We start from the raw sequence: 13,338 nt of genomic DNA, 5'->3' as shown, positions 1-13,338 counted from the left end.
TTTTGTAGGCCGGGTAAGCGCAGCGCCACCCGGCAATATGCCCCATAAAAAAAACCCGCCGAAGCGGGTTTTTTTATTAGTTGCTGGTATCCAGCTCGTCGAAGCTCTTCACCAGATCGTCAATCGCTTTGATCTGTTTCAGGAACGGCTCCAGCTTATCCAGAGGCAGCGCAGATGGGCCGTCGCATTTCGCATTAGCCGGATCCGGGTGCGCTTCAATAAACAGACCAGCCAGGCCGGTCGCCATACCGGCACGCGCCAGCTCGGTCACCTGGGCACGACGGCCACCGGACGCGGCGCCAAACGGGTCGCGGCACTGCAGGGCGTGGGTCACGTCGAAAATCACCGGAGACTGGCCGGAGACATTTTTCATCACGCTGAAGCCCAGCATGTCGACAACCAGGTTGTCGTAACCGAAGTTTGCGCCACGGTCACACAGGATCACCTTGTCGTTGCCACCTTCGATAAACTTATCGACGATGTTACCCATCTGCCCCGGGCTCACGAACTGTGGTTTCTTCACGTTGATAACAGCACCAGTTTTCGCCATCGCCGCAACCAGGTCGGTCTGGCGAGCCAGGAATGCCGGGAGCTGAATCACGTCCACCACGTCTGCCACCGGCTGCGCCTGTGAGGCTTCATGCACGTCGGTGATCACTTTCACGCCAAAGGTCTGCTTCAGCTCCTGGAAAATCTTCATCCCTTCTTCCAGGCCCGGGCCACGGTAAGAGTTGATGGAGGAGCGGTTGGCTTTGTCAAAAGAGGCCTTAAACACGTACGGGATGCCCAGCTTCTGGGTCACGGTCACGTAGTGTTCGCAGATACGCATGGCGAGATCGCGGGATTCCAGCACGTTCATGCCGCCAAACAGTACGAACGGCAGATCGTTTGCTACCTTGATATCACCAATGCTAACCACTTTTTGTTTCATAGGATCGCCTTATTCAGGTGTGAATCGGAATTAAGATTAATGCAGTGTAATTTGTTTGTGCGAGATCGCGTTGATCTGCGCACGAATCATTTCGCTAATGGGATCTTCCGGACACTGCTCGACGAAATAATTCAAATCATTCAGCGCCACGTGCTCACAGTCGAGCTGCGCATAGATCAGCCCGCGATCGCGAATTTCGTACGGGTCTTCCGGGTTGAACTGCAGCAGCACTTCACTGGCGCGCAACGCCAGCTCCATCTGACGCTCTTCCATCAACGCGGACTTCAGCGTATCCAGCAGCTTGCGAATCACCTCGGCGTTATCCGCCTCATCGAGATCTTCATTGAAGAGCTCAGCCACCGGGCTGATATTGCCTTTCAGCCACACGTCCAGCGTATGTTCATCCAGCGTGTCGCCGTTGAAGGGATTAATGAGCCACATTTCGCCGTCCAGCCACTCCGCGCGCAGGATCATCTGCGTCGGGAAAATGACCGGGACCAGCGGAATATCCAGACGGTGCGCGACCCACAGCAAAATAGAGCCCAGCGCCACGGCGCTGCCCTGACGATTTTTTAAGACCTGGTCCAGCCATAACGCGTCAGACAGGCGATATACGCCCCGCGTGTCGCAGAAACCCCATTCGCCGTAGAAAAGCTCCAGCAGCTTCTCTAATTGCCAGTCTTGCGGGCGAGCCTGATTAATCTCTTCACGCGCCAGGCTGACCAGATTCTCCAGCTCATCGTAGACAAACTGCGACGTAAAATCGTCGCGAATCATCTCAGAAATCAGGATCATGCCATCGCAAAGCGGCACTTTATTAAATTCGAAATCGGCTAAGGACCTCATGACTTACCCCAGTAACGACTAAGCGAACAATGACGCTCAGGCGCGATAAAACTCAAAACGATGTAGATGATAACGCCAAACAGCTTTTCAGTCAGCCATGCGCCTTTATCAGTAAATGGCAGATAGCCTGTTTTCATGGCCACTGCCCCAGCGTCAGGCGTTCGTTGCCGCCGTAGTCGCGGCAGGTTTCGACTGCGGCGTAACCTGCTTGCGTAAACAGTGTCCGCACGGCTTCTCCCTGCGTCCAGCCATGCTCCACGAGCAGCCAGCCGCCGGGAAGTAAATGTTCCCGTGACGTTGTCACTATGTGATCAAGATCGGCTAATCCCGCGTTGGCGGCCACGAGCGCCGTGAGCGGTTCGAAGCGAACATCTCCCTGCGCAAGGTGCGGGTCATGTTCGTCGATATAAGGAGGATTGCTGACAATCATCGCAAATGAGCGATTCTCCAGCGCGGCAAACCAGCTGCTTTGCAGCACCGTCACGTTGCGGAGCCCGAGACGTTCCACGTTACGCTGCGCCAGCGCCACCGCGTCGGGCATTACGTCCACCGCCGTCACCGCGCAGTCGGGCCGCTCGGTGGCCAGCGCCAGCGCGATAGCACCTGTCCCCGTCCCAAGGTCGAGAATGCTGCAGGCCGCCGCCGGTAAACGCGCAAGCGCCTGCTCAACCAGACACTCGGTGTCCGGACGCGGGATCAGCGTCGCCGCCGAGACGTACAGCGGTAACGACCAGAACTCACGTTCACCGACAAGGTGTGCCACCGGCTCGCCGGTTTTACGACGGGCAAGCAGCGCGGCGAGCTGCGCTTCCTGCTCAGCGGTCAGTTCGGTTTCGCCAAAAGCCAGCAGATACGTACGGGCTTTACCCGTCACATGCTCAAGCAAAATTTCGGCATCGCGTTTCGGGCTTTCGCTTTCTGAAAGCTCTCCGGCCGCCTCACGTAACCAGCGCTGAAAATCCATTAGTCCTGCTCGGACAGTGCCGCCAGCTGGTCGGCCTGATATTCCTGCACGATAGGCTCGATCAGCATATCCAGCTTCCCTTCCATCACCTCGTCCAGACGGTACAGCGTCAGGTTGATGCGGTGGTCGGTCACGCGGCCCTGCGGGAAGTTATAGGTGCGGTTACGGTCGCTGCGATCGCCGCTGCCCAGCAGGTTACGACGCGTAGACGCTTCCGCCTGCTGGCGTTTCGCCATTTCCGCTGCGTGGATACGCGCGCCCAGCACGGACAACGCTTTGGCTTTGTTTTTGTGCTGTGAACGCTCGTCCTGGCATTCGACGACGATGCCGGTTGGCAGGTGGGTAATACGGATGGCGGAATCGGTGGTGTTGACGTGCTGACCGCCCGCGCCAGAGGAGCGGAAGGTATCAATACGCAGGTCCGCCGGATTGATGTCCGGCAGTTCTGCTTCCGGCAGCTCCGGCATCACCGCTACCGTACAGGCTGAGGTGTGAATGCGTCCCTGAGATTCGGTGGCCGGTACGCGCTGTACGCGGTGACCGCCGGATTCAAACTTGAGACGACCGTACACGCCGTCGCCGCTGATCTTGGCGATAACCTCTTTGTAGCCACCATGTTCGCCTTCGTTGGCGCTCATGATCTCCACGCGCCAGCGACGCGATTCGGCGTAGCGGCTGTACATGCGGAACAGATCCCCGGCAAACAGGGCCGCTTCGTCACCGCCGGTACCGGCGCGCACTTCTACAAACGCGTTACGCTCATCGTCCGGATCCTTCGGCAGCAGAAGCACCTGAAGCTGCTGCTCCATCTCTTCAGAACGCGCTTTCGCGTCCTGCAACTCTTCCTGCGCCATCTCGCGCATTTCAGGATCGTCGAGCATCATCTGCGCGGTTTCAATATCTTCCTGAACCTGTCGCCAGTCGGTAAAGCATTTAGAAACATCACTTAACTGCGCGTATTCACGCGAGAGCGCGCGAAAACGTTCCTGGTCCGCGATGGTCCCGGCATCCCCGAGGAGCGCCTGTACTTCTTCATGGCGCTCGTGCAGAGCTTCCAGTTTAGCGACGATAGAAGGCTTCATAGGCGTAAGTGCACCTTGTCTTAGAAAATGGGTATAGGGCGCTATTCCAGCCCGAGGCTGTTGCGCAGAATAGTCAGGCGCTCATCATCCCCGTCACGGGCGGCCTGCTGAAGAGATTTGGTTGGTGCATGGATCAGGCGGTTGGTCAGTTTCCACGCCAGGTCCTGCATAATCGCATTTGCGTCGCCGCCCTGTTCAAGGGCCGCTAACGCTTTGGCAGTCAGGTCATCACGCACCTGCTCCGCCTGCCCGCGATACTCGCGGATGGTCTCGCTGACGCTTTGCGCGCGCAGCCAGGCCATAAACTCACTGGTTTCCTGCTCAACGATGGTTTCCGCCTGCACCGCCGCCGCTTTACGCTGGGCGAGGTTGTGCGAAATGATGCTTTGCAGGTCATCCACGCTGTAGAGATAGGCGTTAGGCAGCTTGCCCACTTCCGGCTCAACATCGCGCGGGACGGCGATATCCACCAGCAGCATCGGCTGATTACGACGGGACTTCAGCGCACGCTCCACCATCCCTTTTCCGATAATTGGCAGCGGGCTGGCGGTAGAGCTGATAATAATGTCCGCCTCTTTCAGGCGTTCATCGATGTCGCTCAGGGCAACCACCTCTGCGCCCACTTCATCCGCCAGCACCTGCGCGCGTTCGCGGGTGCGGTTAGCGATAATCATCTTTTTCACTTTATGCTCGCGCAGATGGCGCGCCACAAGTTCGATGGTTTCGCCCGCACCCACCAGCATCACGGTGACGGTAGACAGGGATTCAAAGATTTGGCGTGCAAGGGTGCAGGCCGCGAAAGCAACAGAAACCGCACTGGCACCAATGTCGGTTTCGGTTCGCACACGCTTCGCCACGGAGAACGACTTCTGGAACATGCGCTCCAGCTCGCTGGCCTTCAGGTGCCCTTTTTGCGAGTCCGCAAACGCTTTTTTCACCTGACCCAGGATCTGCGGCTCGCCCAGTACCAGCGAATCCAGCCCGCTGGCGACGCGCATCAGGTGGCTGACGGCATCGTTGTCCTGATGCCAGTACAGGCTATTGCGCAGCTCGTCTTCGTTGAGATTGTGGTAGTCGCATAACCAGCGGATCAGCGCTTCATGCAGGTTGTCCTGCTCTTCCACGCTTAAATACAGCTCGGTACGGTTGCACGTCGAGAGCACCACGCCACCCTGCACCATCGGCTGTGCAAGCAGGCTGTCCAGCGCCAGGTCAAGCGTATCCGGCGAAAACGTCACGCGTTCTCGCAGCGAAACCGGAGCCGTTTTGTGGTTGATGCCGAGTGCTAATAGGGTCATGTTGAGCGGGAGTAGTACCAGCGTTAATAAGGTTAGCAGAACGCATCATACAGGATGCGCGAGATCAATAAAAGGGACTGCCCCCTTTCGGAGTAATAGCTTATACCCGTCATACTTCAAGCTGCATGCGCGTTGGCTGCGCTCGTTCACCCCAATCACATAGTTATCTATGCTCATGGGGATTCACTCTCTTGCCGCCTTCATGCAGCTTGAATTATTTAGGGTAGATACAACCCTTTGAGATAATTTGAACGTAGACGGTAGCCCCCTTCGACGCTAGCATTAACAGTTATAACTGCAACGTATCTCAAGGATTTGTCCTCATTATGACCCGACTGATTCGCCTGCTGCCGCTGGCAGCACTGGTTCTGACCGCATGTACCGTCACTCAACCAAAAGGCCCGGGCAAAAGCCCTGATTCACCGCAGTGGCGTCAGCACCAGCAGGACGTCCGTAATTTGAACCAGTACCAGACCCGCGGCGCTTTCGCTTATCTCTCTGACGAACAAAAGGTTTATGCCCGCTTCTTCTGGCAGCAGACGGGTCAGGACAACTATCGCCTGTTGCTGCTGAACCCGCTGGGCAGCACCGAACTGGAGCTTATCGCGAAACCGGGTGAAGCGCAGATCACCGATAACAAAGGCCAGCACTATACCGCGACCGATGCCGAAGAGATGATTGGCAAGCTGACCGGGATGCCTATCCCGCTCAACAGCCTGCGCCAGTGGATCCTGGGCCTGCCGGGTGAGGCAACTGACTACAGCCTTGACGACCAGTACCGTCTGAGCCAGGTGAACTACACCCAGAACGGTAAAACCTGGAAAGTGGTGTACAGCGCCTATGACAGTAAGAGTAAACCGTCGCTGCCATCGAATATGGAACTGACTCAGGGCAGCCAGCGTATCAAGCTGAAAATGGACAACTGGATCGTTAAATGATGACCCACTGGCCCTCTCCGGCAAAGCTGAACCTGTTTTTATACATCACCGGCCAGCGTGCTGACGGTTATCACACCCTGCAGACGCTGTTTCAGTTTATTGACTATGGCGACACGATCTCCATCGAACTGCGCCAGGACGGGCAGATTTGCCTGCTAACGCCGGTCGACGGCGTGGCGCATGAGGACAACCTGATCGTGCGCGCCGCGCGCCTGCTGATGAAAGCCGCAGCGGAATCGGGCCGTCTGCCTGCGGGAAGCGGTGCGGATATCCGTATCGAGAAGCGCCTGCCGATGGGCGGCGGTCTGGGCGGTGGCTCATCCAACGCTGCCACCGTGTTGGTTGCGCTGAACCACCTCTGGGGCTGCGGGCTGTCGAAGGACGAACTGGCAGCCTTGGGCCTGACGCTGGGGGCTGATGTCCCGGTGTTTGTTCGCGGTCATGCGGCCTTTGCTGAGGGCGTGGGTGAGATCCTCTCCCCGGCTGAACCGCCGGAGAAATGGTATCTGGTTGCCCACCCTGGCGTGAGCATTCCGACCCCGGTCATCTTTAAAGATCCTGACCTGAAAAGGAATACCCCGGTTCGGTCAATAGAAACGTTATTAAATTGTGAATTCAGCAACGATTGCGAGGTTATCGCAAGAAAACGTTTTCGCGAGGTTGATGCGGTGCTTTCCTGGCTGTTAGAATACGCGCCGTCGCGCCTGACTGGTACAGGGGCCTGTGTCTTTGCTGAATTTGACACCGAATCCGCCGCTCGTCAGGTGCTTGAGCAAGCGCCGGTTTGGCTGCATGGTTTTGTAGCACGTGGGATGAACACCTCCCCCCTACAGCAGGCCATTCTGGCGCAGACTGAGTTTCGGTGACAACGTCACCCTGTTCCAGACGTTGCATCGCGCTCTTTAATACACCGCCTGGATAGCCTTCGCCTGGCCCGCACAGTTTGCGGCGAACGCTATCCACCACTGGACGCATGCCTGAGGTTCTTCTCGTGCCTGATATGAAGCTTTTTGCTGGTAACGCCACCCCGGAACTAGCACAACGTATTGCCAACCGCCTGTACACTTCCCTCGGCGACGCCGCCGTAGGTCGCTTTAGCGACGGCGAAGTCAGCGTACAAATTAACGAAAATGTACGCGGTGGTGATATTTTCATCATCCAGTCCACCTGTGCTCCAACAAACGACAACCTGATGGAATTGGTTGTTATGGTCGACGCCCTGCGTCGCGCTTCAGCAGGCCGTATCACTGCTGTAATCCCTTACTTCGGCTATGCCCGTCAGGACCGTCGCGTCCGTTCCGCACGTGTGCCAATCACCGCTAAAGTTGTCGCTGACTTCCTGTCCAGCGTCGGCGTTGACCGCGTACTGACCGTTGACCTGCACGCAGAGCAGATCCAGGGCTTCTTCGACGTCCCGGTTGATAACGTATTCGGCAGCCCAATTCTGCTGGAAGACATGCTGCAGCTGAACCTGGATAACCCAATCGTGGTTTCTCCGGACATCGGCGGCGTGGTACGTGCCCGTGCTATCGCTAAGCTGCTGAACGATACCGACATGGCGATCATCGACAAACGCCGTCCGCGCGCTAACGTTTCTCAGGTGATGCACATCATCGGTGACGTTGCTGGCCGTGACTGCGTGCTGGTTGACGACATGATCGATACCGGCGGTACGCTGTGTAAAGCCGCTGAAGCGCTGAAAGAGCGTGGTGCCAAGCGCGTGTTCGCTTACGCGACTCACCCGATCTTCTCCGGTAACGCGGTAAACAACCTGCGCAACTCCGTCATTGACGAAGTGGTGGTATGCGATACCATCCCTCTGAGCGACGAGATCAAAGCACTGCCAAACGTGCGTACTTTGACCCTGTCCGGGATGCTGGCCGAAGCGATTCGTCGTATCAGCAACGAAGAATCAATCTCAGCAATGTTCGAACACTAATCGAACACGGCCGAAAAACCCGCTGCGGCGGGTTTTTTTGTCTCTGGGTTTTATTTGTATGATTAATGCCTCCTTCACCTGCCATTCACATGACAGATGATGCGCATACGGATGATAGATAATTGTGAAAAACGTAACCTCCTCACATGTTCTGCCCTTTCGCGCCCTCATCGACGCCTGCTGGAAAGAGAAGTACACCTCGTCACGCTTTGTCCGTGACCTGATTGCCGGGATCACCGTCGGCATTATCGCCATTCCGCTGGCGATGGCGCTGGCGATTGGCAGCGGCGTTGCGCCACAGTACGGTCTGTACACCTCGGCCGTTGCCGGGATAGTCATTGCCCTGACGGGCGGCTCGCGCTTCAGCGTCTCCGGCCCGACCGCCGCCTTCGTGGTGATCCTCTACCCAGTTTCGCAGCAGTTTGGTCTGGCAGGCCTGCTGGTCGCCACCCTGATGTCCGGCGTCTTTTTGATTCTGTTTGGCCTGGCACGCTTTGGGCGGCTGATCGAGTACATCCCCCTTTCCGTGACGCTGGGATTCACCTCGGGGATTGGTATCACCATCGGAACCATGCAGATCAAGGACTTTCTCGGCCTGCAGATGTCCCACGTACCGGAGCACTACCTGCAAAAAGTGGGGGCGCTGTTTATGGCGCTGCCGACGGCCAACCTGGGCGATGCCGCCATCGGGATTGTAACGCTGGGTACGCTGATCGTCTGGCCACGTCTGGGGATCCGTCTGCCGGGCCATTTACCCGCTCTGCTGCTGGGCTGCGCGGTGATGGCCCTCGTCAATATGTTCGGTGGCCATGTCGCGACTATTGGCTCGCAGTTTCACTATGTTCTGGCGGACGGTTCACAGGGCAGCGGCATTCCGCAACTGTTGCCGCAGCTGGTGCTCCCGTGGGACATGCCCGGTTCCAGCTTCACCCTAAGCTGGGATTCCCTCCGTGCCCTGCTTCCCGCCGCGTTCTCTATGGCGATGCTGGGGGCGATTGAATCCCTGCTCTGTGCCGTCGTTCTGGACGGTATGACCGGCACCAAACACAAAGCCAACAGCGAGCTGGTTGGTCAGGGATTAGGCAACCTCGTCGCGCCGTTCTTCGGCGGTATTACCGCAACGGCAGCCATCGCCCGCTCTGCTGCCAACGTGCGCGCGGGGGCAACCTCACCCGTTTCGGCGGTTATCCACTCCGTACTGGTGATCCTCGCCCTGCTGATCCTCGCCCCGCTGCTCTCCTGGCTGCCGCTTTCCGCCATGGCTGCCCTGCTGCTGATGGTGGCCTGGAACATGAGTGAGGCGCATAAAGTGGTGAACCTGCTGCGTCGCGCGCCGAAAGACGACATCATCGTGATGCTGATCTGCATGTCGCTGACCGTGCTGTTCGATATGGTCATCGCCATCAGCGTCGGGATCGTGCTGGCGTCCCTGCTGTTTATGCGCCGCATCGCGCAGATGACGCGCCTTTCCCCGGTTAACGTCGAGGTGCCTGACGATGTGCTGGTGCTGCGCGTGATTGGCCCGCTGTTCTTCGCCGCGGCGGAAGGTTTGTTTAGCGATCTGGAGTCCCGCATCGCGGGCAAACGGGTTGTGGTGCTGAAGTGGGATGCCGTACCCGTGCTGGATGCAGGCGGCCTGGATGCCTTCCAGCGCTTTGTGGCACGTCTGCCGGAAGGCTGTGAGCTGCGGGTGAGTAACCTGGAGTTTCAGCCGCTGCGCACCATGGCGCGCGCGGGCGTGCAGCCTATCCCTGGCCGACTCTCCTTTTACCCTAACCGTGACGCCGCGTTAGCGGATCTGTGAGTGACCTGATGCAGAGAAACGTTTCTGCATCATCACCCCGATCGCCTGCTGGAGCCACGCAAGCACGGCAGGCGTCATCCATGTTCCTTTCATCAGGTGCGCCTCCTGCTGCATTGCAGCGCGAAACTTTTGCTGAGTTTCCGGGTTGGTGCCCGCGTAAGACTGGAACAATGCCAGCCAGTTTTCAGCCAGCTTTTGCGCCTCCTCCGAGGCAGGATCGATATTATCCCGCTGCGCCTGATGCAGTTTCGCCACCAGCGGCGGCCACTCCATCATGCGGTCAAAGTAGTGTGCCCGGGTAAAGGCCATCTCTTCGGCGGTGAGATACTTCTCCCATATGCTGAGCTTAGATTCCGCAAACGCGCGCGTGATGTAATCCGTCATCTCAGGCGTGATACCGGTCTGCACCTGCATCTGCGGTTCAACGCTGTGCATCTCGTTCAGCCGGGTGAGAAACTCCGGCTTGCCCGCCGTGTCCTGCTCCAGGCGTTCCATCCAGCGCGTCGCCAGATCCATGGCTCGCGCGTCCGTAACGGGTATATGTTGCTCCAGAAGCGTTTTGGCCTCTGTAACCAGCCCCGACCAGATAGCCGTCAGCGCATCCTTCTGCATCGCAAACGGCAGCTGCTGTAACTCTTCTTTGCTAAACCAGCGATCGTACATATTCATTAACTCCAGAGTCTGTAGCCAGGATTCCAGATCCGGCGTCGCATCGTCGATAAGCCCGGTCCGCAGCTCCACCAGACGGTCGCGCAGCGTATGTATGCTGCGCAGCTGTTTATCCAGCAGCGTGATTTGCGCATCGAGTAACTCGGTTAACGACAGCGACTCCTGTTCCAGGAAATCCCTGATTTCAGCAAGTTCCAGCCCCGCTTTTGCCAGCGCCTGGATCATGTGCAGACGCTGAACATCCGCCAGGTTGTAAAGCCGGTAACCTGCCGCGCTTCTGGCAGAAGGCAGCAACAACCCTGTTTGCTCATAGTGGTGCAATGTCCGCACGGTGATCCCGGCACGTTTCGCCAGCTCACCCACCTGAATCAACATAGCTGCTCCTTTTTCTTTGCCAGTGGTGCCACTCTGGAGCCTTACGTTACGTGAGGGTCAACCCTTGATGCAAAAAAAACGACTCCCTCGGGAGCCGTTTCGGTGTTCTTTATCGTAGCACTAGCTGTGCTTATGCTGGTCGCGACGACAGCGTTTATCGTAGTGGCGCACCCACCAGTATTTGTCACACACTTCCTCATGGCCGCTCACGCGAGCCCCTGCCAGCCACAATACCGCACCAACGAAGATGCTCAATATCGCGCCATGCGCAAAGTATTGCGGGAGGTCAAGCTGCGGTAACTGGTTTAAAATTGAATAACCCACGCCGGCTACCATCACGAACAGCCCCAATCCCATCAGCACGTTACCGAGTAACGAAGCGTTTTTGCGTTTCATGTGTCACCTCCGGAACTTTGGGTTGTCAGGGGAAAAGCCCCTAATCCTTGTGTGTAAAGTATAGACAACGCCCCTTTTATGAGTTGCGTGAATGATCACAATTACAGATAACTCCCAAACAAAAGTTTACAAATAAGACTTTGAACAGCTTGAAATTCTAATTGTTCAAATCAGAAATTATTCGTATTTCGCTGAGAAGATCGCAGAATTTTGTCAAGCGGCGCGCCAGACAGTAAACTACGCGCCAGATCTGGAACCCATTAGGAATTGAATCGTGACGATTAAACTGATTGTCGGCCTCGCCAACCCGGGCGCAGAATATGCGGCCACACGCCATAATGCCGGGGCATGGTACGTCGATCTGCTGGCCGAGCGGTTACGTGCTCCTCTGCGTGAAGAACCTAAATTCTTCGGGTATACCTCGCGTATCAACCTTGCTGGTGCGGATGTTCGTTTACTGGTGCCCACCACCTTTATGAACCTGAGCGGTAAAGCCGTGGCGGCAATGGCAACGTTTTATCGCATCAATCCGGATGAAATTCTGGTGGCTCACGATGAGCTGGATCTCCCGCCCGGCGTGGCAAAATTCAAACTGGGCGGCGGGCACGGCGGCCATAACGGTCTTAAAGACATCATCAGCAAGCTGGGTAATAACCCGAATTTTCACCGTTTGCGCGTAGGAATCGGTCATCCGGGCGATAAAAACAAAGTTGTCGGTTTCGTACTCGGTAAGCCCCCGGTTTCTGAGCAGAAACTGATTGATGAGGCGGTAGACGAAGCGGCGCGCTGCACCGAAATCTGGCTGAAAGATGGGTTAACCAAAGCGACAAACCGCTTGCACGCTTTCAAAGCGCAATAATCCGCCCAATCCGGCTTTTTTACCGCGCGTCATGCGGGTTACGTGTATAATAGGCGTAGTTATTTACTTTTCATCAGTCAGTTAACGATAACGGATTGATTATCAAGCTATTAAGGTGATTTAGAAATGGGATTCAAATGCGGTATCGTCGGTCTGCCAAACGTGGGCAAATCCACCCTGTTTAACGCGCTTACCAAAGCGGGTATCGAAGCGGCGAACTTCCCGTTCTGTACCATCGAACCTAACACCGGCGTTGTGCCAATGCCGGATCCGCGTCTGGATCAGCTCGCGGAAATCGTGAAGCCGCAGCGCATCCTGCCAACCACCATGGAATTCGTGGACATCGCGGGCCTGGTAAAAGGCGCATCCAAAGGTGAAGGCCTGGGTAACCAGTTCCTGACCAACATTCGTGAAACCGAAGCGATCGGCCACGTTGTGCGCTGCTTCGAGAACGACAATATCATCCACGTAAACAACAAAGTGGATCCGGCTGACGACATCGAGGTCATCAACACCGAGCTGGCGCTCTCTGATCTCGACACCTGCGAACGCGCGATTCACCGCGTGCAGAAGAAAGCCAAAGGCGGCGACAAGGACGCGAAAGCGGAACTGGCTGCGCTGGAAAAATGCCTGCCACAGCTGGAAAACGCGGGCATGCTGCGCGCGCTGAAAAACCTGACTGAAGAAGACAAGGCGGCGATCAAATACCTGAGCTTCCTGACCCTGAAGCCAACCATGTACATCGCCAACGTTAACGAAGACGGTTTCGAGAACAACCCGTACCTGGATAAAGTGCGCGAAATCGCAGCGGCTGAAGGTTCTGTGGTTGTGGCGGTTTGCGCTGCAGTTGAATCCGACATCGCCGAGCTGGACGACGCCGACCGTGAAGAGTTCATGGCCGAGCTGGGTCTGGAAGAGCCGGGCCTGAACCGCGTCATTCGCGCGGGCTATGAGCTGCTGAACCTGCAGACCTACTTCACCGCTGGCGTGAAGGAAGTGCGTGCGTGGACGATCCCTGTGGGTGCGACTGCGCCTCAGGCTGCCGGTAAGATCCACACCGACTTCGAGAAAGGCTTTATTCGTGCGCAGACTATCGCGTTTGAAGACTTTATCACCTACAAGGGTGAGCAAGGTGCGAAAGAAGCAGGCAAAATGCGTGCGGAAGGGAAAGATTACATCGTTAAAGATGGCGATGTGATGAACTTCTTGTTTAACGTCTGATTTGTTTTGAATGAAA

Annotated in this window: 13 protein-coding genes and 1 pseudogene; 6 read left to right on the top strand and 8 right to left on the bottom strand. The window is 56.7% G+C overall.

Annotated elements, in window-relative coordinates; all coding sequences use genetic code 11:
* Positions 1 to 76: 76 nt before the first annotated feature.
* The 6 genes and pseudogenes from kdsA to hemA all read right to left on the bottom strand — a co-directional run bounded on the left by kdsA (position 77) and on the right by hemA (position 5,121).
* Complete coding sequence (kdsA, locus tag NQ230_RS09925) at positions 77 to 931, bottom strand: 3-deoxy-8-phosphooctulonate synthase (protein ID WP_029741601.1); 855 nt, start codon at positions 929 to 931, stop codon at positions 77 to 79.
* 36 nt (positions 932 to 967) lie between these two features.
* The gene (gene sirB1, locus NQ230_RS09920; RefSeq protein WP_023312124.1) at positions 968 to 1,777 is read right to left on the bottom strand and encodes an invasion regulator SirB1; all 810 of its coding nucleotides are present in this window, start codon (positions 1,775 to 1,777) and stop codon (positions 968 to 970) included.
* Positions 1,778 to 1,818: 41 nt separating this feature from the next.
* Positions 1,819 to 1,908: pseudogene (locus NQ230_RS09915) on the bottom strand (siroheme synthase); the annotation flags it as partial.
* 2 nt (positions 1,909 to 1,910) lie between these two features.
* Positions 1,911 to 2,741: a peptide chain release factor N(5)-glutamine methyltransferase gene (gene prmC, locus NQ230_RS09910; protein ID WP_257260973.1), complete on the bottom strand. Its 831-nt coding sequence runs from the start codon at positions 2,739 to 2,741 to the stop codon at positions 1,911 to 1,913.
* Positions 2,741 to 3,823 carry a peptide chain release factor 1 gene (prfA, locus tag NQ230_RS09905; RefSeq protein WP_023335998.1) on the bottom strand — a complete coding sequence of 361 codons (1,083 nt, stop codon included), beginning with the start codon at positions 3,821 to 3,823 and terminating at the stop codon, positions 2,741 to 2,743. The genes prmC and prfA overlap by 1 nt, the downstream gene beginning before the upstream one ends.
* Before the next feature lie 41 nt (positions 3,824 to 3,864).
* Positions 3,865 to 5,121: a glutamyl-tRNA reductase gene (gene hemA, locus NQ230_RS09900; protein WP_023335999.1), complete on the bottom strand. Its 1,257-nt coding sequence runs from the start codon at positions 5,119 to 5,121 to the stop codon at positions 3,865 to 3,867.
* A 326-nt stretch (positions 5,122 to 5,447) separates the two neighbouring features.
* Here hemA and lolB point away from each other — a divergent pair, with 326 nt between their 5' ends.
* The 4 genes from lolB (at position 5,448) to dauA (ending at position 9,802) form a co-directional block, all read left to right on the top strand.
* Positions 5,448 to 6,059, top strand: a complete 612-nt coding sequence (lolB, locus tag NQ230_RS09895; protein ID WP_023336000.1) for a lipoprotein insertase outer membrane protein LolB — start codon at positions 5,448 to 5,450, stop codon at positions 6,057 to 6,059.
* Positions 6,056 to 6,925, top strand: coding sequence for a 4-(cytidine 5'-diphospho)-2-C-methyl-D-erythritol kinase (gene ispE / locus NQ230_RS09890; protein ID WP_121424066.1), 870 nt, complete (start codon positions 6,056 to 6,058; stop codon positions 6,923 to 6,925). Before lolB ends, ispE begins: the two co-directional genes overlap by 4 nt.
* A 125-nt stretch (positions 6,926 to 7,050) precedes the next feature.
* Complete coding sequence (prs, locus tag NQ230_RS09885) at positions 7,051 to 7,998, top strand: ribose-phosphate diphosphokinase (protein WP_003856663.1); 948 nt, start codon at positions 7,051 to 7,053, stop codon at positions 7,996 to 7,998.
* Positions 7,999 to 8,122: 124 nt separating this feature from the next.
* The gene (gene dauA, locus NQ230_RS09880; RefSeq protein ID WP_213822532.1) at positions 8,123 to 9,802 is read left to right on the top strand and encodes a C4-dicarboxylic acid transporter DauA; all 1,680 of its coding nucleotides are present in this window, start codon (positions 8,123 to 8,125) and stop codon (positions 9,800 to 9,802) included.
* On the opposite strand, the gene NQ230_RS09875 is transcribed toward dauA, so the two are convergent.
* Entirely contained in the window at positions 9,788 to 10,846 is a 1,059-nt protein-coding gene (locus tag NQ230_RS09875) for a MerR family transcriptional regulator (protein WP_257260968.1), read from the bottom strand. The two genes, dauA and NQ230_RS09875, sit on opposite strands and share 15 nt — an antisense overlap.
* A 120-nt stretch (positions 10,847 to 10,966) precedes the next feature.
* Complete coding sequence (gene ychH, locus NQ230_RS09870) at positions 10,967 to 11,242, bottom strand: stress-induced protein YchH (RefSeq protein ID WP_032656663.1); 276 nt, start codon at positions 11,240 to 11,242, stop codon at positions 10,967 to 10,969.
* Between the two features lie 274 nt (positions 11,243 to 11,516).
* Here ychH and pth point away from each other — a divergent pair, with 274 nt between their 5' ends.
* Both pth and ychF read left to right on the top strand, forming a co-directional pair.
* The gene (gene pth, locus NQ230_RS09865) at positions 11,517 to 12,101 is read left to right on the top strand and encodes an aminoacyl-tRNA hydrolase (RefSeq protein ID WP_023336005.1); all 585 of its coding nucleotides are present in this window, start codon (positions 11,517 to 11,519) and stop codon (positions 12,099 to 12,101) included.
* Between the two features lie 126 nt (positions 12,102 to 12,227).
* Positions 12,228 to 13,322: a redox-regulated ATPase YchF gene (gene ychF / locus NQ230_RS09860; RefSeq protein ID WP_023312134.1), complete on the top strand. Its 1,095-nt coding sequence runs from the start codon at positions 12,228 to 12,230 to the stop codon at positions 13,320 to 13,322.
* Positions 13,323 to 13,338 lie beyond the last annotated feature (16 nt).

It is taken from the genome of Enterobacter asburiae (assembly GCF_024599655.1).
Taxonomy (GTDB): Bacteria; Pseudomonadota; Gammaproteobacteria; order Enterobacterales; family Enterobacteriaceae; genus Enterobacter; species Enterobacter asburiae_D.
Note: the sequence above shows the minus strand (reverse complement) of the source record. Positions and strands in the feature narration are given on the sequence as shown.

Excerpts from the sequence above, each read along its gene's own strand:
- kdsA (WP_029741601.1), bottom strand. The coding sequence starts at position 931 with ATGAAACAAAAAGTGGTTAGCATTGGTGATATCAAGGTAGCAAACGAT.
- sirB1 (WP_023312124.1), bottom strand. The coding sequence starts at position 1,777 with ATGAGGTCCTTAGCCGATTTCGAATTTAATAAAGTGCCGCTTTGCGAT.
- prmC (WP_257260973.1), bottom strand. The coding sequence starts at position 2,741 with ATGGATTTTCAGCGCTGGTTACGTGAGGCGGCCGGAGAGCTTTCAGAA.
- prfA (WP_023335998.1), bottom strand. The coding sequence starts at position 3,823 with ATGAAGCCTTCTATCGTCGCTAAACTGGAAGCTCTGCACGAGCGCCAT.
- hemA (WP_023335999.1), bottom strand. The coding sequence starts at position 5,121 with ATGACCCTATTAGCACTCGGCATCAACCACAAAACGGCTCCGGTTTCG.
- lolB (WP_023336000.1), top strand. The coding sequence starts at position 5,448 with ATGACCCGACTGATTCGCCTGCTGCCGCTGGCAGCACTGGTTCTGACC.
- ispE (WP_121424066.1), top strand. The coding sequence starts at position 6,056 with ATGATGACCCACTGGCCCTCTCCGGCAAAGCTGAACCTGTTTTTATAC.
- NQ230_RS09875 (WP_257260968.1), bottom strand. The coding sequence starts at position 10,846 with ATGTTGATTCAGGTGGGTGAGCTGGCGAAACGTGCCGGGATCACCGTG.
- ychH (WP_032656663.1), bottom strand. The coding sequence starts at position 11,242 with ATGAAACGCAAAAACGCTTCGTTACTCGGTAACGTGCTGATGGGATTG.
- ychF (WP_023312134.1), top strand. The coding sequence starts at position 12,228 with ATGGGATTCAAATGCGGTATCGTCGGTCTGCCAAACGTGGGCAAATCC.